Here is a 23,071-nt window from a genome sequence, read left to right as displayed (position 1 = left end):
ATCGGTATTAAGTTTCTCGCAGTCCTAAGTCAGATCATCTGCATCGAAGGCGGGTCTCTTCCGCCCTAGCGCGGACGTATCCCGAACTCCCTCCACCAGACTCTCGACCACCTGATTGACCTCATCGACATCCGCCGTAGCGGACAACTTCTTCACCGGCTCAGGAACAGACAGGCTCTCCAGCAGAACCATCGCATGGGCCACGGCGACGTGGTCCTGATTCAAGCCCTCGGGAGTTTTGGCCTTGATGCCCACCTCGCCCGGCTGCACCCCCAGCAACCCCGCCACGGACTCCCGCAGCTCGCCTGCAATGGGTACAATCTTGGGCCGCGCCATCACCAGTACCGTGTCGATATTGACGATGCGGTATCCCGACGTGGCCACCTCTTCGAGAGCAGTCTTCAAAAACACGCTCGAAGCTGCGCCCTTCCAGCGGGGATCGCTCGGAGGAAAGAACGTTCCGATATCGCCCGCCGAAACCGCACCCAGTAGCGCATCCGTAATGGCATGAAGCAGCACATCACCGTCCGAGTGGCCGGCCAGCCCTTCGCTATGCTCGATTGCCAACCCGCCAATCACAAGCGGTACGCCCGCCTTGAACGCGTGCGAGTCAAACCCATATCCAATTCTCATACCCATTCGCGATTCCTCGACGCATCGACCACGGATTCACACGAATCAATGCGGATTTCGTTTGTCATCTTCAAGTATGAACTGTTTGAACTCTAACGGGGGTCAAATTCAAAGTCCCACTGCATCCAAACAAATATTCAAGGGATGCCGCCTTTTATCCACGCAAATCACTGTGGCCGCGCAGATAAAACTCCGCCAGCTCAATGTCCCCCGGCTGCGTAATTTTAAAATTCCGCGCCGAGCCAGCCACCACGGCGACCTCAATCCTAGCCCGCTCCAACACACTTGCCTCGTCGGTTCCGGCAAATCCATCCGCCTCGGCTTCCTTAAAAGCCCGGCGCAACAGGCCAAAACGAGCTCCCTGCGGAGTCTGCGCCAGCACCACGCGCTCCCGAGGAATGGTCGACGTCACAATCGCCCCATCGGCCGTCCGCTCTACCTGCTTGATCGTGTCCACCGCGGGCAATCCTACAATCGCCGCGCCGTGCTTCACCACCGCTTCAATCGTCCTCTCAATCGTCGCCGGATCAATCAGCGGACGCACCGCGTCATGCACCAGCACCACATCGTCCTCGGCGCACTCCAGCGCCGCCAGTGCATTGCCCACCGACTCCTGCCGATTGTTGCCACCCTCGACCATATGCACCCGATCGCCCAGCTTGTACTCCTTCATCTGGGCCTCCAGGCGATCCTTCTCCTGCGCCCGCACCGCGACATAGACCGCGTCCACCTTCGGTACCGCAAGAAACGCCTGCACCGAACGCACCAGTACCGGCACGCCGCTAATCTCGAGAAACTGCTTCGGCGCAACGGCCATCGCTCCATGCGCGGCCATCCGCGTCCCTATACCTGCTGCCGGAAGAATCACAAAAACTCGCATAACCAACGGAGTATACAAGATAGAGCACACCCGTAAGTGATAATAACCACTGTGCCCGCTCCCATCGCCTCCTCGCCGTCAGAAGAATATAGCCAACGTCAGCAGGCCCGCGAAGCCGCCGTCGTGCACTTTGAAAAGGTGCACCGCTCGCTCGGAAATCTCCGTCTTCTCCTCGTCATGGCCGCACTGTTTCTCGCCTGGTGGTCCCTCTATCGGCACGCTGTCTCCGCGTGGTGTCTTCTCCTCCCAGCCGCAGCGTTCGTCGCCGTCGCCGCCTATCATGCAAAGATACTTCGCAGACAATCGCAGGCCCAGCGCGCCGCCGACGTCTACCGCAAGGGAATAGCGCGCATCGAAGACCGCTGGATCGGCACCGGCCAGCAGGCCCCCCGTGCCGAAGCTGCCACCAGCCTCTACGCAACTGACCTTGATCTCTTTGGAGAAGACAGTCTGTTCGAGCTTCTCTCCCAGGCCCGCACCTGCATGGGCGAAGACACGCTCACGCATTGGCTCCTCTCTCCGTCTCCGGTTGGCGAAATCCGCGAGCGCCATGCCGCCATTGCCGAACTTCGCAGCCGCCTCGATCTCCGCGAAGACATCGCCGTTCTCGGTGAAGACGGCGAAAAGCTGAAGACCGGGGTCCACCCCAAGGCCCTTCTGCATTGGGCTGAACAGCCAATTCAGTTGAAGCAACAAAGCCTGCGCTGGACTGCTCTCCTACTCGCCATACTCGCAATCGCCGGAGCCATCGTCTGGGGCGAGACAGGAATCAAGACGCCATTCTTCCTCGTTCTCGTCATCGAGGCATTCATCGCCTTTTCGCTCAAAGCACAACTGAACAAAGTCTTCAGCGGAACCGACCGCGCCCTCGCAGACCTGCAACTTCTATCCTCCCTATTGGCTCGTATCGAACGCGAACCATTCCACTCTCCCCGGCTGCAAGCCCTCAAACAGGACCTCTCCTCGCACACCATCTTCGGCTCAAAGGCGATCGCGCACCTCAAAACAATCGTCCAGTACATCGAATCACGCGACAACTTCTTCGTCCGTCTGCTCGACGTCCCTCTCATGTACTCCGTGCAAGTCGCCTTTGCCGCAGAAGCATGGCGCAATGCCCACGGCAAGGCAGTCGGCTCATGGCTAAGCGCCGTCGGCGAAATCGAAGCACTCCTCTCCATCGCCACCTACAGCTACGAGCACCCCACAGACCCCTTCCCCGAATTCCTCGAAGGGTCGCCCTCCTTCCACGCCGAAGAGCTTGGACATCCTCTCATCCCGGCTGCAAAGTGCGTCCGCAATACCGTCAGCATCAGCGGAAAAACGCGAGCGCTACTGATCAGCGGCTCCAATATGTCCGGCAAGAGCACGCTCATGCGCACCGTCGGCATAAACACCGTCCTCGCCATGGCGGGTGCACCCGTCCGCGCTCGGCGCCTGCAACTGACGCCTCTCCACGTAGGCGCAAGCATCCTCGTCAACGACTCGCTCCAGGAAGGCAGTTCCCGCTTCTACGCCGAGATCCGCCGCCTGCGCCACATCTGCGACCTCGCCGAGCAGCACCCACCCGTCCTCTTCCTTCTCGACGAACTCCTCCAGGGCACCAACTCCAAAGACCGCCTCATCGGCGCCCAGGCCGTCGTGCGCGAATTGATCGACAGCGGCGCAATCGGCATCGTCAGCACGCACGACCTCGCCCTCACCGACATGCACCATTTGGGCGAAGGTCGCCTGCAAAACATGCACCTGCAGGACGAGATCGAAGACGGCAAGATGAAGTTCGACTTCAAGCTGCGCGACGGCGTCGTCACTAAAAGCAATGGAGTGGAACTAATGCGATTGATTGGCCTCAAGGTCTGATATTCACACTTCAGCTTCCGTTCCGCGTGCATAATGAACAGACCCAGGGGCTCCCTTTACTTCAGCAACATTCATGAAGGAGATCCATCATGCCGCTTCCCAACGACGAAAAACTTCTAGCCCTCAGCAACGATCTGCTCAAGCAGTTTGAAACCATCTTCGGCGAACATCCCGGCTTCCGCCCCGCCCATGCTAAAGGCACCATGCTGACGGGCACATTTACGCCCTCATCCAGCGCCGCCTCCCTCAGCCGCGCTCCCCATATACTGCGCTCTTCCACCCCAATCACCGTGCGATTCTCCAACTCCACCGGCCTCCCGCTGATCCCCGACAACGACCCCAACGCCAGCCCGCACGGCCTCGCCATCCGCTTCCACCTCGCCGAGCACACCCATACCGACATCATCAGTCACTCCACCGACGGCTTCCCCACTCACACCGGGGAGGAGTTTCTGGAATTTCTTCGCGCCGTCGCCGCCAGCGGGCCCTCCGCCGCGCACCCCACACCCATTGAGACCTTCCTCGGCACCCACCCCGCCGCCCTAGCCTTTGTGCAGGCAGCCAAGCCCAACCCCTCCAGCTTCGCCCGCGAATCCTACTTCGGCGTCAGCGCCATGCGATTCACCAACCGGGAGGGCGTTCGCCGCTACGGGCGCTATCGCATCATTCCTGAAGCAGGCAACGACTTCCTAGACGACGCAGCAGCCGCAGCGAGGAGTGCCAACTACCTCTTCGACGAGATCGCCGAAAGAGTAGCCAAAGGCCCCATCAAATTCCGCATCCTGGTCCAACTCGCCAACGCGGGAGACGCCACCGACGACGCCACGATCCATTGGCCCGAGGACCGCACCCAGCTTGAACTCGGTACTCTTAGCCTCACCAAACCGGTCGCCGACAACGCCCACGAACAGCAGCACATCATCTTCGATCCCATCCCGCGGGTGGATGGAATCGAACCATCAGACGACCCCCTGCTCGAGCTGCGCGCCGCCGTCTACCTCATCAGCGGACGCCGCCGCCGCAGCGCCCCCGAACAATAGCGGCAAAGCCGATGTGGCGGAATACCCGGCCTCCGCCACATCTTCTTTACTCCACCAGAAACATCTCATTCGTCGCCTTGAATCCGTTGCGCTCATACAGTGGCTTGCCGAACTTCGATGCATGCAGCGAAATTACCTTGATCCCTCGCCGTCGCGCCTCTGCGACCGCAATCTTTAGCAGTCGATACGCCAGTCCATGCCCACGAAATTCAGGATTGACATAGAAATTCAGCAGATACGCACGCACAGGCTCGGGATCCATCCAGTGCGGCGGAAAATCCATCAGCAGCATTCCCGCGCCCGCCACCACAACACCATCCTTCGAGACCAGCCAGCCCACATAGCTCCCGTCCTCCAGCTTCGGGCGCACCCACGGAACAAACTTCGCAAATACCTTCTGCGTCAGCACCTCGTCAGCCTGCCCCGCGTCGATAAACATCATGTTCCGCTGCTGCCCAATCAACTCCGCATCCGCCGCTGTAGCTAATCTGGTCTCAAACATTAATTCAGTATAAGTAGCAGCAGTTAACATGAACCTGATGCCGCCTCCAGCACTTTCCTTCGACCGTACCAACATCAAGCCCGGCGACCGCATCTGTGTTGCCATCTCCGGCGGAGCAGACTCTGTAGCCCTGCTGCTCACCCTCCACGCCGCCAATACCGTAAAGCGCGACGCTCTCGGCATCGGCCTCAGCGCCGCCCACGTCCACCACGGCATCCGCCCAGGCGAAGAGTCTGACGCCGACCAGCAGTTTGTCGAAGCCCTCTGCGCCCGCCTTGACATTCCGCTCCATCTCCATCACACCAGCATCCCCGAGCGCGTCGCGCAAACCGGCGAAACCATCGAAGAGGCCGCCCGCGCCGTGCGCTACGACTTCTTCCGCTCGCTTATCGCCGCTAACGAAGCCGACGCCATCCTCACCGCCCACACCCTCGATGACCAAGCCGAAACCGTCCTCATGAAGCTCCTCCGCGGGGCCTGGACCGAGGGCCTCAGCGCCATTCACCCTGTAGTGCTCGTCAATACTCCAACCCGCACCGGAAAGATTCTTCGCCCCTTCCTGAACACCCGCCGCGCCGAGATCGAAGACTTTCTCAACCAAATCAACCAGCCCTGGCGTGAAGACTCCACCAACACCGACACCGCCTACACCCGCAACCGCATCCGTCACGAGCTCCTTCCCCAGCTCCGCGAATACAACCCCAGCCTCGACCAGACCCTCAGCAACCTCGCCGAACTCGCCCGTGAGGAAGAGGCCCGCTGGCAGCTCGAACTGAGCCGTCTCCTGCCCCAGATCCTCCTCCCCGGCAAGCCCGTTCGCGGCGGAGGCCGCTCCGTCAGCACCGCTCCCGGCCAGTCCGCCCTGGCCATCGAGCTTGACCGCCTCCGCGCCCTCGATCCCGCTCTTCGCCGCCGGGTCCTCCGCGCCGCTGCCCGCCAGTTAGGCGCCCGGCTCAGCTTCGATGAGACCTCCCGCCTGCTCGCGCTCTGTGGATTTCTCACGCTGCCCACCGTTGCCGCCCGCACCGGCGCCACCCTCCACCTCTCCAACCAGCTCCGCGCCGAGCGTTCCCACCGCGAACTTCGCCTCTTCCTCCAGAAATAAGCTGATCCCGCCAACATTTCTCTACATCTCTTTGGTCACATAACATTCCGAATTCAACACCCCCGAATCCTCAACCAAAGAGTAGAATCTAACTACTTGACTCGGTAGGACGGTAACCGAGGGCTGGGCCTTACCTCCTCCCTCCAGCACTTTCCCCTGCCGTTGTCGTCTAACGATGTGGGCTCTCGGGGCTATTTTCCGTCCCGGCAGCCGGGTCCAGCAAGCGCCAGCGCGTCCCAAGGTTGCTGCAAAGACCGGAAAATGAGGAAATTCGCCTTGAACTCGACTGTCAAACAAATTCTGATCTGGGTCTTCATGATCACCTGCCTGATCTTCGTCTGGCAGTTCGTCGTCAAAAACACAGGCGCGGGTCAGGACAAGAGCATCAGCCTCACTCAACTTCTCAACGACGCCGACGCAGGCAAGATCGCCGATGTCTCGGTCAACGGTTCCGAGGTGATCGGCCACTATCGCGACGACGCGAAGAACCAGTTCCACACCGTCATTCCGGGCAACTATCCTGACATGTACAAGACGCTGCGCGACCACGGCGTCAACATCACGGTCAAGGACACCAGCGGCAATACCTGGCTAAGCCTCCTCATCAATCTGGCCCCGTTCGCCCTGCTGCTCGGCCTCTGGTTCTTCATGATTCGCCAGATGCAGTCCGGCGGTAACAAGGCCATGAGCTTTGGGAAGAGCAAAGCGCGCCTGCTCTCCATGCAACAGAAAAAGATCACGTTCAAGGACGTAGCTGGGGTAGATGAAGCCAAGGAAGAACTCAAGGAGATCATCGAGTTCCTCCGCGAGTCGCAGAAGTTCCAGCGCCTCGGCGGCCGCATTCCCAAGGGCGTCCTGCTCGTCGGGCCTCCGGGCACCGGCAAGACCCTGCTTGCCCGCGCAGTAGCCGGCGAAGCCAACGTTCCCTTCTTCTCCATCTCTGGTTCGGACTTCGTTGAGATGTTTGTCGGCGTCGGCGCCTCACGAGTCCGCGACCTCTTCGAGCAAGGCAAGAAGAACGCCCCGTGCATCATCTTCATCGACGAAATCGACGCTGTAGGCCGTCACCGCGGCGCAGGCCTCGGCGGCGGACACGACGAGCGCGAACAGACCCTTAATCAGCTTCTCGTCGAGATGGACGGCTTCGAGGCCAACGACGGCGTCATCCTGGTCGCGGCCACTAACCGTCCCGACGTTCTCGACCCCGCACTTCTCCGCCCCGGCCGCTTCGATCGCCGTGTCATCGTTGATCGTCCCGACATCCGCGGCCGCGAAGAGATCCTCAAGGTCCACTCCCGCAAGGTTCCCATGGCTGAGGATGTCAACCTCAACATCCTGGCTCGCGGAACCCCAGGCTTCTCCGGTGCTGACCTCGCCAACATGGTCAACGAGGCCGCTCTCACCGCCGCCCGCTTCAATCGCAAGTCGGTTCACATGTACGACTTCGAAGTGGCCAAGGATAAGGTCATGATGGGTGCCGAGCGCAAGTCCATGCTCCTCACCGACGAAGAAAAGCGTGTCACCGCCTACCACGAGGCCGGTCACACCTTGGTCTCCGCCCTGCGCGAGCACTCCGACCCGCTGCACAAGGTCACCATCATTCCCCGTGGCATGGCTCTCGGTGTCACGGTTTATCTGCCCGAAGAGGACCAGCACACCGTCACCAAGGACTATCTTGAAACCCGCATGGCCACCCTCATGGGCGGACGCTGCGCCGAAGAGATCTTCCTCAAGCAGATGACCACCGGGGCCGGCAACGACATCGAGCGCGCAACGGAACTCGCGCGCAAGATGGTCTGCGAGTTTGGCATGTCCCGCATGGGCCCGATGACCTTCGGCAAGAAGGAGCAGGAAGTCTTCCTTGGCCGCGAGATCGGCCAGTCCCGCGACTTCTCCGACGACACCGCCAAGCAGATCGACGCAGAAGTCCGCAGCTTCGTGGACGCTGGCTATAAATCCGCCTACACCATCCTCGATTCCAATCAGGACATCATGCACCGCATGGCCACCGCCCTGCTCGAGCGTGAGACTCTGGACGCAGCCGAGATCAAACTCATCATCGAAGGCAAGGAACTCCCCGCCGTCCGCTCTGCGCTCTCCGGCGTAGACCCCGGCAACGGCGGCGAGGCCCAGAAGGTGCTCAAGCCCGAGTCCGGACGCAAGCCCGGCTTTGGCGAGGGCCATACCTCACCGGCATAGCCTCAAACCAAACAAAGAAAGGGCAGCCTGATCAGGCTGCCCTTTTCTTTTGCCCCCACGCTAGAATCAGGGCCACCCCCATGCTTACCAGTCTATCTATCTTGCTCCGCATCGAAGAAGCCTTCCTTCTCGCCGCCGTCGTGTTCCTCTACCATTACCGGCACTTTAGCTGGTTGCTCTTCGCAATCCTCTTCCTCGTCCCCGACCTATTCATGGTCGGCTACCTGATCAACCTGCACCTCGGCTCAGCAATGTATAACCTCGTCCATACGCTCTGGCTCCCTATCGCCCTTCTGTTCGCCGGTTATCTCCTGCACTCGCCTACAGTCCCTGCCGTGGCTCTCATCTGGATCGCCCACATCACCTTCGATCGTCTTCTCGGCTACGGTCTCAAATATCCCACCTTCTTCAAAGACACACACCTCCAGCACATCTGAAACCTCCCGCAGCTTCCAATGAAGGGGCAGCCCATCAAGGGCTGCCTCTTCATAGAGCTATCCCACATCAATTACGCCATATGCTTTCCTTTTCCGCTCTTATCCTTTGTCTTACCCGAAGACTTCTTCCCAATTGCCTCATTTCCCGGGGAAGTGGTCGCCTTCTGAGCCTCGTCCTGCTTCCCGCGGTCCTCGCCCTCGATCTTTCCATTGACGTCCCCGACCGAAAGCCCCTTGCCGCCATTCAGTTTCGAATCGACCAGATGCAGCCCGTAGGAAGACGTCCACGGTCCACGCATGTCCGTATCGCCTTCGTCGCCATCGCCGGTAGAACCATTGAAATATTCATCCACGATTCCCGGCGTGGGTTTGAGCATTCCAATCGAGAATGGCTTCTTCTCCAGACTCTCCAGCGCCGCCTGAAACGCCTTCATGTGCGTAATCTCCCGCGTCATCAGGAACTGAAGCGTATCGATCGATCCCGGATCGTCGGTATGGTCGATCAGCCGTTCATACACAATCTTGGCCCGCGCCTCCGCTGCAATATTGCTGCGTAAGTCCACATCCAGCTCGCCTGTAATCTTCAGGTAAGTCGAAGTCCACGCATTGCCCATCGAGTCGCACAGATTCACCCCGCCACCACCAGCAATCGTCACCAGCGGTTCGGCGTCGGCCGCCTCACGGTTCGTCTTGAGGGGTGCCAAATGCATCCGAATCAGCGCGCCCACCACCTCCAGATGGCTTAGCTCCTCCGTCCCGATATCCAGCAGCAAGTCCCGGCGCCCAAGATCGTCAACGCAGTTCCATCCCTGAATTGTGTACTGCATGGCAGCCGCCAGCTCCCCATTGGCGCCCCCAAACTGCTCCAGCAACATGTTTCCAAACCGGACATCCGGCTCCCCGATATTTACCGTGTACATCAGCTTTTTAATATGGTGATACATAGGGTACAACCTCATACTCATTGAATTTGCGTGCAGCGTACTCTCTGTACGATGCCGTATCCCCGCCGTCCAGTAACCTTGGCCAATGCGACAATAGGTAAAGACGAATGCGCCTCTGCACCCTCACGCTGCTCCTCCTCCTCCCTCTCGCCGGATGCGGCTACCACACCGCCGGCTCCGCCACGCACATCCCCGGCAACGTCAGTACTCTCGCCGTGCCCATCTTCGCTACCCACGCGCAGACCTTCCACACCGAAATGGCCTTCACCCAGGCCACAATCCGCGAACTCAACACCCGCACCCGATACCGCATTCTCAACACCGACTCCCCTGACGCCGACGCCACCCTCCGCGGCACCATCCTGACGCAGACTGTCGCCCCTCTCACATACGACGCCACCAGCGGCGAGTCCTCCAGCTACCTCGTCACCATCACCGCCAAAGTCCTGCTCACCGCCCACGACGGCCGCATCCTCTATCGCAACGACGCCGTCACATTCCACGAGCAGTACCAGTCCACCCAAGACCTCAACGGCTTCATCCAGGAGGACACCGCCGCCGTCAACCGGGTCTCCCGCGACTTCGCCCAGGCCCTCGTCAGCGACATACTCGAATCCTTCTAGCCAGCGTTGCCAGCCGAACTTGCTAGTATCGCCTCTTGTACTTCCAGCACCATTTGCCTTTGTTTTTGCCTCACCCGCCCTTATCGTTTTTGAGATGGGTAAAATCGGTGTCAGGCCTTTGCAGTAATCCGTATTACCCGCGCAATCCGCGGTCGGTCTTTCCCTAACGATGCCCACCTCACTTCGCAGCTTCGCCTCCACCGACCGCTTCATCGCCGAGATCGCCGATCCCGCGACCCTGCGCCCCGGCTACGTCCTCATCGGGGACGAGATCTTCCTCTACGATCGCTGCCGCAAAGCCGTTCTCGCGACCCTCGCGCCCGCAGAGACCCGCGACTTCTGCCTCCACGATCTCGACCTCGCCGAAACCAGCATCTTCGAGGTCCTCGACCGCGCCCAGACCCCCTCGCTCATGGCACCCTTCCAGGTCCTCTTCGTCCGCGGCCTCAAGGCTCTCTACGGACGCGGCAGCAAAAAAGAAGAGTTCGCCGCCATCGACGCTTACTTCCGCTCGCCCAACCCCTCGGCGGTCATCCTCTTCGTCGCCGACCATCTCCGCATCCCCACCGACCTGCGCAAGATGGACTACCAGGACAAAGAGCGCTACGAAAAAATCCGCGAGACCCTCGGCGACTGGTGCGGTTTCGTCGAACTGGCCCGTGTCGAAGATATCGACGCCATCAAATGGGTCACCACCACCGCCGAGTCGCGCGGCGTAAAGTTCGATCCCGACGCCGCCCGCGAACTGGTCGACGCCCTCGGCGCCGACATGCTGCTCATCGCCAGCGAGTTCGAAAAGCTTCTCCTCTACGTTAGCGCCCGCGGCTCAGATATAGCCAAAAACCGAGTCACCCTCGGCGATGTAGAAACGATGGTCCTCGCCGCCAAACAGCGCAGCCTCTACGAACTGACTGACGCCATCTCCGCCAAGGACCGCCCCCGCGCCCTCCTCCTGCTCCACGGCCTGCTCAACGCCTCCGACGGCGGCGAAGACGCAGCCATCGGACACCTCTATATGCTGGCCCGCACCTTCCGCCAGATGCTTATCATCTCGGAGAAGAACGTACGCGACAGCCGAGCCATCTGGCAGGCGCTATGGCAGGGCTTCCGCATGCCTCCCTTCGCCGCCGAAGACCTCATCAAGCAAGCCCGCCGCTACAAATCCCGCCGCGACCTCACCCGCGCCATCCGCCTCGTAGCCCGCGCCGACCTCGAACTCCGCAGTAGCCCCGCCAACAAACTGCTGGTCCTCGAGCGCCTCATCCTAGACCTCTCAACCGAACCCAAACCTACCCCCTACGAGCCCTCCCACCAATTCGCCATGGAACTCTAGGATGAGTGCTACAAATAGTCAAAGACTCAGGCCGTCCACCTCATGGCCTGAGCCCTCCAACAATTTTGTTCATTTCACCTCAGCACCGCCGGTGATGGGAGTCGCAGTCGTGGCGACCGTCCCGTCCGAAAGGCTGATTAATTTCCTCATAAGCTGCAAAACTCTCGATCCGTCCGACGCAGGAATTGGCAGTAAATTGATAACGCCAATGAGCAGATTGCTAAGGGCAAAATTCGGACTAACGCGGTAAAACATAAATGCGAGCCATAGATTCATGCCCGGGCCCGCTAGGGTGATGGCAAGATTTTGAGTAGTTGTCCCGCATGCCCGCCGAATGTATGGCCCTTTCCAATTAATGCCTACCTGATGAACCTTCACCTTGAGCGCCCGGGCAGCAGCCACGTGACCCATTTCGTGAAGGGCCATCGCGGCTATCCCGAAAATAACCGCCTCTTGGAGTTGCATGATGTCATCCTTCCCGAAGTGATTCCGACATCAATGCTCCGATGTTCCACTAACAGAGAAGCAATCAGACGACCAATTCCAGAAGCACCATACGACCGCAGCAAAGCCCATTTTTTATTGGCTTTTTTGCTCCAATCCGTCAAACGACTGATAAAGATTTCCTAATCGTGACCGCCAGAGTGCAAAAGTTCGCAGGTTCTCTCCGGGTTAATGGTTGCCCCGGAAACTACGACGGGTCTTTTCTCAAATCCGCCAAAGAAGGCGTTCCCACCCTCATCATCGAGTACATGGACTCCGTCCGCTTGGAGCCTGGGTCACCACTTCGCACCCAAGACTGCACCATATAAGCCGATCTGGTCACGTCCTCTTCCTCGCCACCAATCAATCGCCTCAATCTGGCTCTCGCGAGCCGCAATATTCACGCGAATCATCTTTATGCCGAAGCCTGCAACTCCGCCACAATCTCCCCCGCAGCCTTCCGTGCCTCATCCTCCCGGTCCGGAGGAAAGCTGATCGCACCTACCCGGGCATGGCCGCCGCCGCCATAGCGTTCACAAATCGCCGCGAGATTCACCAGCTTGTCAGCCGGAAGTGTAGTCCACGGATTCGTTCCTACTGCGACCTTCGTTCTGAACGATGACTTACTCAACCCCACGTTGTAAGTCCCCTCGGGATTCAGATAGTAGGGAATGAATTTGTTGTAGCCCTCCGTTGGCTGGTCGGTGATATCAAACGTAATCACGCCACGATCCACCGCCGCCCGCGAGCGAATCAGCTCAATTGCAGCTCTGTGCCGCTCCATCAGCGGCCCCAGCAGCTCCTGCACAAACGCCTGATCGAGAACCTCCTGCAGTGGCATCTCGGTCAGCAGCGGAATCAGCTTCGGCACCAGGCTGTCATCCGCAGAGCTCTCGATCACCATCGTCAGCTTCATCGCCGGAGCAGCCATCTCGACCGCAGCCTGTGCGCTCTCGTACCTCGCTCCATCCACAATGTCCGCCCACTTGATCAACTCCATCAGCGGCGCTGTATCAAAACCAAAGTTGATCCGCGCGGTATCGGCGATCAGGCTGGTACATGAGACATAGTTGGCGTCGTAAAACTTTCGCATCCGCTGCGAGCCGTCCGCCTGCCCCCGCTCAAAGTCCTTCTGGTCTTCCGGCGTTAAAAACGCGCTCAGATGGTGATCGAACCACCACGTCACCTTGGGCGAAGCCGAATATTTGAAATCGACAATCGCATTATCGCCATCGATAAAATCCTGCTCCTCGAACAGCGCCCCCGCCCGATGCATCAGCCCGTGATAGTCATACCCATCCACGCCACCGACACACTCTTTATGAAACCGTGTAAACACGGACGCAGAGCAAGCCCCGTCAAAACATTTATCGTGATAAAAAATCCGGCAATTCAAGCAGCATCTCCTGTAAAGCTCTAAGTCTAATTCGTTGACCTGCTAGCCCGCTAAAGCTTTGCCACCTGGTACCTGCTCTCCTCCAGGTCCAGTTCGCGCTCCATCGTCCGCAATACGTCGTCGCTGATGCGCCCCTCGTCCCGTAGCCGGATGATCGCCCTCCGCTCTGCCTGCACCGCGCCTTCGGCTGCTTCAACGACCTGCCTGTAGGTATGGGCGCCATGTTCGTCGGCGTTGTCCTGATGACCCGACTCAACCTCCGCCAACCGGTGCTGGTAGCGGTCAAGGAGATCATCGAACGCGTGAAAGTAGGCGCTTCCGCAATTCTTCCGTCCCTCTTCCAGATGCGCAATCGCCTCTTCGAGCGCGACCTTCCGCGCCTCTCGCTCCTCCGTGCTCATGCCCGTTGCCCCGGCCAATCCAAGCGCACGGATCAGTGAAGGCAGAGTCAGTCCCTGTAGCACCAACGTCACCAGAATTACGCAGAACGCCAGAAAAACGATGAGATTTCTCGGCCCGAATTGCGTTCCGTTCGCCAGCGTCTCCGGAACCGAGATCGCCGCCGCCAGCGCAATGACGCCCCGCATCCCCGTCCACCCAATCACAAAAACGTTACGCGCTCCCGGTTTTTTCTCCGCATGTCCCGTCCACCGCCGCAGCAGGAATGCCATCTTCACAGCGGGAAACACCCAGATCATTCGCAGTGCGATCAGTATGACGCTGAATACCGCGCCATACTCCAGCAGCGTCGTCAGGCCATAGGCTCCGCGAATCCCGGCCAACACGTAAGGCAGTTGCAGCCCGATCAGCACAAACACCAGGCCATTCAGAATAAAGGTCAACGCATCCCATACTCCCACGACCTGCAATCGCACTCCGGGCGAGAAGAACGTCGCACTCTTTCGGCTCAGATAAAGCCCACATGCCACAACCGCCAGCACGCCCGAAGCATGAACATGCTCTCCAGCCAGATACGCCGCATACGGCACAACCAGGCTCACCACAATCTCCACCGGGCCGTCGTCGATAAAATTCTCCAGCCACCCCACGACCACACCAATCAGCAGCCCGATCCCAACACCACCCACGATCAAATAAAGCAGCCGCAGTATCCCGCTGCCGATCGTCGGTGTCTGCCCTCGCATGATGATGCTTAGCCCAAGTTCCAGCGCCAGCAGGCCCGTCGCATCGTTCAGCAGGCTCTCGCCCTCCAGAATGTCTACGATCCTTCGCGGCAGCCCAACCGATCGCGCAATCGACGTCGCCGCAATCGCGTCTGTCGTCGCCACCACCGCGCCCAGCAGGAATCCAGCCTTCCAGTCCAGCGCCGTAATGAAGTGTTCGGAGACCACCGCCACGCCCCAGACCGTAAAGCCCACCAGTCCCACCGCCAGCAGCGAAATCAGCACAAGATTGTGGCGAAACTCCCTCCACGAGGTCGTCCACGCAGCCGAGTAGAGCAGCGGCGGCAGAAAGATCAAAAAAACCAGGCTGGGGTCCAGCGGAATCCGTGGCATATGCGGAACAAAACTGATCGCCAGTCCCGCCAGCACCAGCACAATCGGATAAGGCACCTTCAGCCGGTGCGCGATCACCGCAAACACCGCCACCATAATCAGCAGCAGCAGGATCACCGTCTCTAACGCATGAAGTCCCGCCCCTGACGGCATCCCAATCTCCTTTCCTCAACTCAGTGAAATATCCGCCTCGTGCTCCTCAAGTACATCCGAGAATAACAGTGACTCATTGCGCTCGACAGCCCCGTCTAACGCTCCATTTAGACTTTGAATCAGCACATGAACTCCTACGATCCAGATCCATTTGAGCCCACCCTGCTTGCCCGCCGCTTCCCCATCGAGAATCAAGACGAGAGCCCCCGCGGAAAGAGCCGCCTCAACTCCCCCCTCCGCCCCATCCTGCTTCGCACCATCGCCATCCTCGTCGCCCTCGCCCTCATCCTCCCTGCCACTGCGTTCGTCGCAGGCCGCTACTGGACACGCCACGCCCTGCGTGCCTCCTTGCCGCAGATCGACGGTACGCTCTCGATTCCCGGACTCTCCGCTCCCGTCACCGTCCAGCGCGATGCCCATGGCGTCCCTCACATCCACGCTGCCACACTCGACGACCTCATCGTCGCGCAGGGCTTCGTCACCGCGCAGGACCGCCTCTGGCAGATGGATATCCTGCGCCGCCACGCCGCCGGAGAACTCGCCGAAGTCCTCGGCCCCAGTCTCGTGCCCCACGACCGCGCCCAGCGCATCCTCCAGGTCCGCGCCGCCGCCGACCGCGCCATCGCCACACTTCCACCCGATCAACTCCACTGGCTTCAGCTCTATGCCCGCGGCGTCAACGACTCCATCGAGGTTCAGCGCCCGCATCTCCCCATCGAATTCCGCATCCTCCGCTACCAACCCTCGCAGTGGACGCCGCGCGACTCCATCCTCGTCGGTCTGGCAATGTTTCAGGACCTCACCAACTCCTTCCCGCAGAAGCTCGACCGCGAAGCTCTCTCAGCCAAGCTGCCGCCCGAACTCCTTGGCGATCTCTACCCCGTAGGCTCCTGGCGCGACCACCCGCCTACGCAGCCAGTCCTCGACCTGACCAACCCACCAGCCGACTTCAACGAAATCCCGCTCGACGAATCCCAAAGCAAGCTCAACATCCCTACAACGAAACCAGCCACAAAAACCGGTGCCCCATATCTGGCAGTCTCATCGCCAGATGTGGGTTCATCCAAACGCACGACCTCAACCGGAGATCTCCTGGCCCTGCAAAAAATCCTCGCCGCCTCTCACTGCGAAGGCTGCACCGCCGGTTCTAACAACTGGGTCGTCTCCGGAACCCGCACCGCCTCCGGCAAGCCGCTCCTCTCGAACGACATGCACCTCAACCACAGCGTTCCCGGCGTCTGGTACGAGGCCGATCTCCAATCCGCCAGCGGCAGCTTTCACGTAGCCGGAGTCACCCTCCCCGGCTACCCCTTCGTCATCGTCGGCCACAATGACCACATCGCCTGGGGATTCACCAACCTCGGTGCCGACGTGCAGGACATCTACATCGAACACACTCGCGGCACCGGCAGCGCAGCTGAGTACGAGTCGTCCGATAGCAACTGGCATCCCATTCTTCACCAGCGCGAAGTCATCCACGTCCTCCACCACAGCGATGTCATTCTCGACGTCGCCGCCACCCAACACGGCGGCGTAGCCACTCCCCTCATCTCCAATCTCTTCCCCAGAGAAACCCGCTCCCTCTCTCTCCGTTGGACCATCTACGATCCGTCCAATATCACCCCCTCCTTCCTGAGCATCGATTCCGCCATCGACTGGCCCTCCTTCACGGCGGCCTTCTCTACCTTCGGCGGCCCCGCTCAAAACGTCGTCTACGCCGACGACCACGGCAATATCGGCTACCACGCTGCTGGCAGGATTCCCATTCGCGGCAGCCTCACGCAGCCCACCGCGCTCAGTCCCGTTCCCACCGACGCACTTGACCCCACCCACGAATGGGCCGGATATATCCCCTTCGACCAACTCCCCCAGTCCTTCGATCCTCCCGGCGGCGTACTTGCCACCGCCAACGCACGGGTCACCGCCGACGGCTATCCCTTCCCCATCACCCTCAACTGGGCCGCGCCCTACCGCAACGAGCGCATCTGGAAGGTCCTCAGCTCGCGCGACCATCTGACGCCAGCCGACATGCTCGCCCTGCAAACCGATGTCTACTCCGACCTCGACCATGTCATCGCGCAACGATTGGCCTACGCCATCGATCATTCGCAAACCAAAGACAAACGCATTCGCCAGGCCGCCGACATCCTGCGTAAATGGAACGGCAACGTCGACGTCACCGCCGCCGCGCCTGCCATCGTGGACGCCACTCGCGCCGCACTCTGGCCGCTGCTGCTCAATCCCCACCTCGGCCCCCACCCCGGCGGCAGCGCAGCGCTCTACACCTGGAGCGAAAAGCCCTACGCCGAAGAGCAGCTCATCATGCACACACCCGCCCGCTGGCTTCCTCCCACCTACGCCAACTGGGATGAGCTTCTCACCGCAGCCGTAGCCCAGGGCCTCATTGAATCCCACGCTCCCTTCAACTTGACCAAATGGCAATACGGCCAATCTCACGTCGTAAATATCGAACACCCCATCTTCGCGCAGTCCCGGCTGCTACAGCGTCTAGTCGGCATCCCAACCGGAACCAAACCGCAACCGCAAAGCGGAGATACCACCACCATCAAACAGGTAGGCCGCTCCTTCGGGCCGTCCGAGCGCTTCACCGCCGACCTCTCCAACTTCGACGACTCCACGCTTAACATCGTTCTCGGCCAATCCGGCAACCTGACAAGTCCGTGGTTCATGGACCAATGGCCTGCCTGGTACAAAGGCACAACCTTCAATCTGCCCTTCAGCAAAATCGCCACAGACGCCGCCGCAACGCATACACTCACTCTCACTCCACAATGACGCCCGTTCCCCCAAATAGAAATCTCCGGGTGCCCCATCGTTCGCGGCTTCATCGCAAACCTGGATCCCCGCCAGCTTCGCCAGTGGGTGGAAAGAGATGGAATCGCAGATTTTCAATCCACCTCGTCATCCTTCCTCTTGCCGCCTTCATCGCCGTCCTTCCCCTCATCCTGAACGGCTGTTCCTGCGGCCACGACTTCAACTTCCACCTGCTTAACTGGATGGAGGCCGCTCGCCAGTTCACTCACGGCAACCTGCATCCCCACTGGATCTTCAGCCCCGCCTACAACGCCGGAGAGCCGCGCTTCGTCTTCTATCCACCCCTCTCCTGGACCATCGGAGCCATCCTCGGCCTCCTGATGCCCTGGACGTGGACCCCCATCGTCTACACCTGGCTCTGCCTCACCGCCGCCAGTCTTGCCCTCTATTGCCTCGGCCGCGAATTCACCACACGCAACGCCGCGCTCCTCGCCGCAGCCTTCTATCTCGTCAATCCCTACACTCTCTTCACTGCCTACGAACGCACCGCCTACGCCGAGCTTCTCGCCGCCGCCTGGATTCCGCTTCTGCTTCTCGCCATTCTTCGCAAAAGAATCACCATCGTCGGCATCGCCATTCCCATAGCCCTCCTCTGGCTCACCAACGACCCCGCCGCCGTCATGGGCTGCTACGCTCTTGCGCTGCTCACCCTTATCCGCCTCTTTCACAGAAATTCAGAACCCCAGGCAGACACCCCGCTCCAATTCGCCGTCAAAACCACAGCCGGAACCCTGCTCGGCCTGGGTCTCGCAGCTTTCTACATCCTCCCCGCCGCCTACGAACGCCGCTACGTTCAAATCACCGCAGCGCTTGCCCCCGGCTCCAACGTCCAGAACAACTTTCTCTTCCACCACACCGCCAGCCCCAACCACAACGCCGTCCTCAACACGGCCTCTACCATCGCTGTGGTCCTGCTCGCCATCACCGCTATTGCTATCACCATTACAGCCATCCGCTCTTCTTTCCCAACCCCAAAAGCCCGTTTGCCTCAAATCCCAATCCTTCCACTCGCCATCCTCACCATCGTTGTAGCCTTCCTCCTTACCCCTCTTTCGAACCCCATTTGGCAGCACGTTCCCGAACTTCCCTTTCTACAGTTCCCCTGGCGTCTGCTCGCCATCCTCGCGGCAGTCCTCGGCCTTGCTCTCGCTCTCGCGCTCCCGCCGCTAAGACTCAAAACCATCTCCGCTGCAGCTTTATCCCTTTCCGTCGCCGCAGCCCTCGCCTTTACCGGCTACCATCTCTTCCACCAATATTGCTACCCGGAGGACACCGCACCGTCCACCCTCACACTCTTTCGCTCGAACATCGGGACCGCGCCAAATGGTGAATACACTCCTATCGGCGCCGACAACCAATCGCTGGACCAAACCAATCCACCCTTCTGGCTGCTTCCAAACCGCCAGGACGACGCCAACACCCCCGCCCCAGCCAACGCCACTCCCGGCCCAGCCCCCACCAGCCTTACGCTGAACTCCGCCACCCCCCAGATCCTCGTCCTCAACCTTCGCGACTACCCCGCATGGCGCATCACCCTCAACCAGACGATCCTCCCCACGCGGCTCCATCGCAGCGACGGCCTCATCGCCCTTCCCATTCCCGCCGGGCTCAACCACATCGCCATTACTTACCTCCGCACCCGCGACCAAACCGTCGGCGACATCCTCACCCTCTTCTCGCTTGCCATTCTCCTTCTCATCCTCCGCCGCAAACGCCGCCCTAATCCCTAAGTCTGTCCTCTGATTTATCATCAAACCTCAATGAACCTCACGGTACAATCCCTGCTTCAATCCGGCGTCGAGCTCACCGATGCCGCCCTCGAACGCCTCCTGCCGTCGCCCGATACCCTTCCCCACTCCATCCATCGCGCCATGCGGCACAGCACCTTCGCCGGTGGCAAACGCCTTCGCCCCATCCTCTGCATGGAAGCTGCACGCATGGTCAGCGGCGAACCCGGCATCCCCGAAGGCGCAGCCGACCTCGGCGCCGCGCTGGAGATGCTGCACACCTACTCCCTCATCCACGACGACCTCCCCGCCCTCGACAACGACGACCTTCGCCGCGGCAAGCCCACCTGCCACGTTCTCTTCGGCGACGCCATCGCCATTCTCGCCGGTGACGCTCTCCAGACCCTCGCCTTTCAGACCATCGCATCGCTCGCCTCGCCGCCTGCCACCACCGTGGCCATCCTCAGCGAAGTCGCTCTCGCCGTAGGCACCGGTGTAGGAGCGAACAGCCCGCTCCCCCCAGGCATGATCGGCGGCCAGGTCGTCGACATTGAATCCGAGGGCAAGCCTCCCACCGCCGAGCTGGTCGAGTCCATTCACCGCGCCAAAACCGGTGCGCTCATCACCGTCAGCATAGTGGCCGGTGGCCTCTACGGCTCCCAAACCAAACCCTCCAGCGACACCATCACCCGCCTCCGCACTTTCGGCGAAAAGGCTGGCCTCGCCTTCCAGATCGTCGACGACGTCCTCGACATGACGCAGAACTCGGCGCAACTAGGCAAGACCGCCGGCAAGGACACTGCCAGCATCAAGGCCACATGGCCCGCCATCTACGGCATCGAGCGCTCCCTCCACGACGCCCGCGAGCTCATCGCCGACGCCTTCGCCGCCCTCGCACCCTTCGGCCCCGCCGCCAATCCACTGAAGTCACTCGCCAACTACCTGGTCGAGCGCACACACTAAATGCTCACCGAGTCCGAAATCATCACCGCCCTCCGCGACTGCTACGACCCCGAACTTCCCTGCAACGTCGTCGATCTCGGCCTTGTCCGCGCCGTCACCATCACGCCCGACCACGACGCCCCCGGCGCCAGCATTCCCGGCGTTCCGCAAAAGCACCACGTCCACATCGATCTCATCCTTACCAATCCAGGCGAAGCCGCCGAAGCCCAGACCCGCGCGCAAATCGCCAACCGCCTCGCCGGTCTCGAGGCTGTCAGTCGAACAACCATCACCATCCTCTCCACCCCTGCGTGGACTCCCGGCAACATCACCCCCGCTGGACGCAAAGCCCTCGGCCTCGACGGCAACCCTCAACTCATCCAGATCCGCTAGGCCATGAGCAAAAAGCCCACTCCCATCCGTCCTCGCGACCTGCTCAAGGCGACCTCCACGCCCATCCACCCCTTCGACCAGATCCACGGAGTAGAAACCAGCGGCCTCGTCCCCGCGGCCAACCTCATCACCGGACACCCCAACGACGAGCACGTCACCGCCTACTACGGCGTCGCTCCCAGTATTCTCCGCACCCTCATCGACCTCTGGCGCGAAACGCCGCCACCCGAACCCATCCACAGCTACACCTTCATCGACATCGGCGCAGGCAAGGGTCGAGCGATGCTCGTCGCCAGCGAACTCGCCTTCCGTCAGGTCATCGGCATCGAACTCAACCCGACCATGGCAGAAGCCGCCCGGCGAAATCTCGCTCACTGGCACCAGTCCCACACAACCGACGCCACTGCTCCCCGCCTCACCCCGATCCAGCTCCTCGAACAGGATGCCCTCACCTTCGACTTTCCCTCTACTCCCAGTTTGATCTTTCTCTTCCACCCCTTCGAAGCCCCTGTGCTCAAGCAGCTCCTCCGCCGCATCGAAACCCAGTTCGCCAAACGCCCCGGCACCCTCGACATCCTCTACGTCAACGCCGAGTGCCGTACCATTCTCGACAAGCATCCAGCCTTCACTCGGCTCTTCAGCGGCCCCGTCGCCATGTCTCCCGAAGACCACGCCGCCGATCTCGCTGCCATCGCCCAGCAGGAAGAGTACGGTTCCACCGGCGACGAAGAATGCGCCATCTATCGCTACACCGGCCGTTGAATATTTCACCGCTGCGGAAGCTCTCTGACATCCACGACGCTGTTATAAAGATTCATGCCACGCTGGCCCCAACGATTCGTCCTTACCCTCACGCTGGCCCTCATCTGCGCCACACTGATTCTTCCCGCTGCGTTTTCACAGACGCCAGACACAGACCTCGCCTTCCATCGCGCTAAAAATCTTCAGCGTGGCATCAACGCGAGTATCTGGTTCGCGCAGTCTCCGCAGGACTACACCGTCCATCGGCTTGAGACCTTCACCACCGCCAACGACATCGCGTTCATGGAGAAGCTCGGCCTCGATCATGTGCGCCTCAGCATCGACCCCGAGCCGCTTTTACCCTGGCTCCGTGAACCCGGCACCGTCACTCCCTTCATGGCCGAGCTGGACAAGACCATTCACACCATCCTCGCGCACCATCTCTCCGTCATCATCGACATCCATCCCGAAAGCAGCTACAAAGCTCCTTTGCTGCACGGCACCGCGTCGGTGCAACAGTTCACTTCTTTATGGCGAGCGCTTGCTGCACACTACGCGAATCTCGATCCCGAGCACGTCTTCTTCGAGATCATGAACGAGCCGGAACAGGACGATCCCTTCCGCTGGCAGGGCATCGAGTCCACCGTCGCCGCCGCGATCCGTCAGGTCGCGCCGAACAACACCATCATCGCCGCCGGGGCGCACTACTCCGGCCTCGATGACCTCATGCAGTTACAACCCATCTCCCAGCCCAACGTCATCTACACCTTCCACGATTACGAGCCCTTTCCCTTCACCCATCAGGGAGCAACCTGGACCTCTCCCGAAGTCCGGCCCCTGCGCGGCATTCCCTATCCTTCCAGCCCCGAAGACATCGCCCCATTGCTCCAGCAGGAGCCCGATCTCCACAGCCAGCTATTCCTCGAAGATTATGGCCTGGGCCGATGGGATGCTGCACGCATCGACTCCACGATCGCCTTCGCAGCCCGCTGGTCACAGCTTCACCATGCGCCCGTGTACTGCGGAGAGTTTGGCGCCCTCCGCTACTTCGCGCCTCCCGCCATGCGTGCGCAATGGACCCACGACATGCGGGTTGCTTTCGAGAAATACAACATAGGCTGGGCGATGTGGGACTATCAGACGAACTTCGGCCTGGTCACCAAAGCCAACGGCACAACCTCACCCGATCCCGCAATCGTCACCGCCCTCGGACTTCACATGCCATCGCAGTAAGGCATTTTCAATAGTTCAGTGTAGAGCCCTTTTTTGTGTCATTCCGCAGCGAAGCGGAGGAATCTGCGTTTGGGGTGCCACACCATCGCAGACATTAC

The 23,071-nt window shown here is 60.4% G+C and carries 20 protein-coding genes; 13 read left to right on the top strand and 7 right to left on the bottom strand.

The features are described 5' to 3' along the window. Positions 1-24: 24 nt before the first annotated feature. The gene (gene ispF, locus P4G45_RS04830) at positions 25-639 is read right to left on the bottom strand and encodes a 2-C-methyl-D-erythritol 2,4-cyclodiphosphate synthase (protein ID WP_348268544.1); all 615 of its coding nucleotides are present in this window, start codon (positions 637-639) and stop codon (positions 25-27) included. A 148-nt stretch (positions 640-787) separates the two neighbouring features. Then, on the bottom strand, positions 788-1,513 hold the full coding sequence (gene ispD / locus P4G45_RS04825) for a 2-C-methyl-D-erythritol 4-phosphate cytidylyltransferase (RefSeq protein ID WP_348268543.1): 726 nt from the start codon (positions 1,511-1,513) through the stop codon (positions 788-790). Between the two features lie 36 nt (positions 1,514-1,549). On the opposite strand from ispD, the gene P4G45_RS04820 reads away from it, so the two are divergent. Then, on the top strand, positions 1,550-3,370 hold the full coding sequence (locus P4G45_RS04820) for a mismatch repair protein (protein ID WP_348268542.1): 1,821 nt from the start codon (positions 1,550-1,552) through the stop codon (positions 3,368-3,370). A gap of 89 nt (positions 3,371-3,459) precedes the next feature. Continuing rightward, entirely contained in the window at positions 3,460-4,410 is a 951-nt protein-coding gene (locus tag P4G45_RS04815) for a catalase family peroxidase (protein ID WP_348268541.1), read from the top strand. A gap of 46 nt (positions 4,411-4,456) precedes the next feature. On the opposite strand, the gene P4G45_RS04810 is transcribed toward P4G45_RS04815, so the two are convergent. Further along, the gene (locus P4G45_RS04810; RefSeq protein WP_348268540.1) at positions 4,457-4,912 is read right to left on the bottom strand and encodes a GNAT family N-acetyltransferase; all 456 of its coding nucleotides are present in this window, start codon (positions 4,910-4,912) and stop codon (positions 4,457-4,459) included. 28 nt (positions 4,913-4,940) lie between these two features. Between P4G45_RS04810 and tilS the strand changes: the two genes are divergently transcribed. The 3 genes from tilS to P4G45_RS04795 all read left to right on the top strand — a co-directional run bounded on the left by tilS (position 4,941) and on the right by P4G45_RS04795 (position 8,653). Further along, the gene (tilS, locus tag P4G45_RS04805) at positions 4,941-6,017 is read left to right on the top strand and encodes a tRNA lysidine(34) synthetase TilS (RefSeq protein WP_348268539.1); all 1,077 of its coding nucleotides are present in this window, start codon (positions 4,941-4,943) and stop codon (positions 6,015-6,017) included. Between the two features lie 276 nt (positions 6,018-6,293). Continuing rightward, the gene (gene ftsH, locus P4G45_RS04800; protein ID WP_348268538.1) at positions 6,294-8,216 is read left to right on the top strand and encodes an ATP-dependent zinc metalloprotease FtsH; all 1,923 of its coding nucleotides are present in this window, start codon (positions 6,294-6,296) and stop codon (positions 8,214-8,216) included. An 80-nt stretch (positions 8,217-8,296) separates the two neighbouring features. Further along, positions 8,297-8,653 (top strand): DUF4260 domain-containing protein, encoded by a 357-nt coding sequence (locus tag P4G45_RS04795; protein WP_348268537.1) that lies wholly within the window; start codon positions 8,297-8,299, stop codon positions 8,651-8,653. Between the two features lie 71 nt (positions 8,654-8,724). Here the strand turns inward: P4G45_RS04795 and P4G45_RS04790 are convergent, their stop codons facing one another. Beyond that, on the bottom strand, positions 8,725-9,597 hold the full coding sequence (locus tag P4G45_RS04790; RefSeq protein WP_348268536.1) for a manganese catalase family protein: 873 nt from the start codon (positions 9,595-9,597) through the stop codon (positions 8,725-8,727). 107 nt (positions 9,598-9,704) lie between these two features. Between P4G45_RS04790 and lptE the strand changes: the two genes are divergently transcribed. Together lptE and holA are read left to right on the top strand one after the other, a co-directional pair. Then, the gene (gene lptE, locus P4G45_RS04785) at positions 9,705-10,220 is read left to right on the top strand and encodes an LPS assembly lipoprotein LptE (RefSeq protein ID WP_348268535.1); all 516 of its coding nucleotides are present in this window, start codon (positions 9,705-9,707) and stop codon (positions 10,218-10,220) included. Positions 10,221-10,389: 169 nt separating this feature from the next. Continuing rightward, positions 10,390-11,553, top strand: coding sequence for a DNA polymerase III subunit delta (gene holA, locus P4G45_RS04780; protein WP_348268534.1), 1,164 nt, complete (start codon positions 10,390-10,392; stop codon positions 11,551-11,553). 69 nt (positions 11,554-11,622) lie between these two features. Here holA and P4G45_RS04775 read toward each other — a convergent pair whose 3' ends face one another. The 3 genes from P4G45_RS04775 to P4G45_RS04765 all read right to left on the bottom strand — a co-directional run bounded on the left by P4G45_RS04775 (position 11,623) and on the right by P4G45_RS04765 (position 15,102). Further along, a complete protein-coding gene (locus P4G45_RS04775) occupies positions 11,623-12,018 on the bottom strand; it encodes a hypothetical protein (protein ID WP_348268533.1) in 396 nt (131 codons plus the stop codon). A 433-nt stretch (positions 12,019-12,451) separates the two neighbouring features. Next, entirely contained in the window at positions 12,452-13,432 is a 981-nt protein-coding gene (locus P4G45_RS04770; RefSeq protein WP_348268532.1) for a DHH family phosphoesterase, read from the bottom strand. Between the two features lie 50 nt (positions 13,433-13,482). Beyond that, positions 13,483-15,102, bottom strand: a complete 1,620-nt coding sequence (locus tag P4G45_RS04765) for a Na+/H+ antiporter (protein WP_348268531.1) — start codon at positions 15,100-15,102, stop codon at positions 13,483-13,485. A gap of 126 nt (positions 15,103-15,228) precedes the next feature. On the opposite strand from P4G45_RS04765, the gene P4G45_RS04760 reads away from it, so the two are divergent. The 6 genes from P4G45_RS04760 to P4G45_RS04735 all read left to right on the top strand — a co-directional run bounded on the left by P4G45_RS04760 (position 15,229) and on the right by P4G45_RS04735 (position 22,973). Then, a complete protein-coding gene (locus P4G45_RS04760; RefSeq protein ID WP_348268530.1) occupies positions 15,229-17,898 on the top strand; it encodes a penicillin acylase family protein in 2,670 nt (889 codons plus the stop codon). 83 nt (positions 17,899-17,981) lie between these two features. Further along, positions 17,982-19,667: a 6-pyruvoyl-tetrahydropterin synthase-related protein gene (locus tag P4G45_RS04755; RefSeq protein ID WP_348268529.1), complete on the top strand. Its 1,686-nt coding sequence runs from the start codon at positions 17,982-17,984 to the stop codon at positions 19,665-19,667. 30 nt (positions 19,668-19,697) lie between these two features. After that, a complete protein-coding gene (locus P4G45_RS04750; protein WP_348268528.1) occupies positions 19,698-20,627 on the top strand; it encodes a polyprenyl synthetase family protein in 930 nt (309 codons plus the stop codon). Beyond that, a complete protein-coding gene (locus P4G45_RS04745) occupies positions 20,628-20,999 on the top strand; it encodes a metal-sulfur cluster assembly factor (protein ID WP_348268527.1) in 372 nt (123 codons plus the stop codon). A gap of 3 nt (positions 21,000-21,002) precedes the next feature. Continuing rightward, positions 21,003-21,761: a methyltransferase domain-containing protein gene (locus tag P4G45_RS04740; RefSeq protein WP_348268526.1), complete on the top strand. Its 759-nt coding sequence runs from the start codon at positions 21,003-21,005 to the stop codon at positions 21,759-21,761. A gap of 54 nt (positions 21,762-21,815) precedes the next feature. Then, on the top strand, positions 21,816-22,973 hold the full coding sequence (locus P4G45_RS04735) for a cellulase family glycosylhydrolase (protein WP_348268525.1): 1,158 nt from the start codon (positions 21,816-21,818) through the stop codon (positions 22,971-22,973). The last annotated feature ends 98 nt before the right edge of the window (positions 22,974-23,071 follow it).

Source organism: Edaphobacter paludis, from assembly GCF_039993895.1.
GTDB classification, from domain to species: domain Bacteria; phylum Acidobacteriota; class Terriglobia; order Terriglobales; family Acidobacteriaceae; genus Edaphobacter; species Edaphobacter paludis.
This window is presented reverse-complemented; position numbering and strand designations above follow the sequence as displayed.

Bases quoted from the DNA above. Each gene is read 5' to 3' on its own strand.
- holA (WP_348268534.1), top strand. From the start codon at position 10,390: ATGCCCACCTCACTTCGCAGCTTCGCCTCCACCGACCGCTTCATCGCC.
- ispD (WP_348268543.1), bottom strand. From the start codon at position 1,513: ATGCGAGTTTTTGTGATTCTTCCGGCAGCAGGTATAGGGACGCGGATG.
- P4G45_RS04765 (WP_348268531.1), bottom strand. From the start codon at position 15,102: ATGCCGTCAGGGGCGGGACTTCATGCGTTAGAGACGGTGATCCTGCTG.
- P4G45_RS04735 (WP_348268525.1), top strand. From the start codon at position 21,816: ATGCCACGCTGGCCCCAACGATTCGTCCTTACCCTCACGCTGGCCCTC.
- P4G45_RS04760 (WP_348268530.1), top strand. From the start codon at position 15,229: ATGAACTCCTACGATCCAGATCCATTTGAGCCCACCCTGCTTGCCCGC.
- P4G45_RS04810 (WP_348268540.1), bottom strand. From the start codon at position 4,912: ATGTTTGAGACCAGATTAGCTACAGCGGCGGATGCGGAGTTGATTGGG.
- tilS (WP_348268539.1), top strand. From the start codon at position 4,941: ATGAACCTGATGCCGCCTCCAGCACTTTCCTTCGACCGTACCAACATC.
- ispF (WP_348268544.1), bottom strand. From the start codon at position 639: ATGGGTATGAGAATTGGATATGGGTTTGACTCGCACGCGTTCAAGGCG.
- P4G45_RS04745 (WP_348268527.1), top strand. From the start codon at position 20,628: ATGCTCACCGAGTCCGAAATCATCACCGCCCTCCGCGACTGCTACGAC.
- P4G45_RS04750 (WP_348268528.1), top strand. From the start codon at position 19,698: ATGAACCTCACGGTACAATCCCTGCTTCAATCCGGCGTCGAGCTCACC.
- P4G45_RS04775 (WP_348268533.1), bottom strand. From the start codon at position 12,018: ATGCAACTCCAAGAGGCGGTTATTTTCGGGATAGCCGCGATGGCCCTT.
- P4G45_RS04795 (WP_348268537.1), top strand. From the start codon at position 8,297: ATGCTTACCAGTCTATCTATCTTGCTCCGCATCGAAGAAGCCTTCCTT.
- P4G45_RS04740 (WP_348268526.1), top strand. From the start codon at position 21,003: ATGAGCAAAAAGCCCACTCCCATCCGTCCTCGCGACCTGCTCAAGGCG.
- P4G45_RS04815 (WP_348268541.1), top strand. From the start codon at position 3,460: ATGCCGCTTCCCAACGACGAAAAACTTCTAGCCCTCAGCAACGATCTG.
- P4G45_RS04790 (WP_348268536.1), bottom strand. From the start codon at position 9,597: ATGTATCACCATATTAAAAAGCTGATGTACACGGTAAATATCGGGGAG.
- lptE (WP_348268535.1), top strand. From the start codon at position 9,705: ATGCGCCTCTGCACCCTCACGCTGCTCCTCCTCCTCCCTCTCGCCGGA.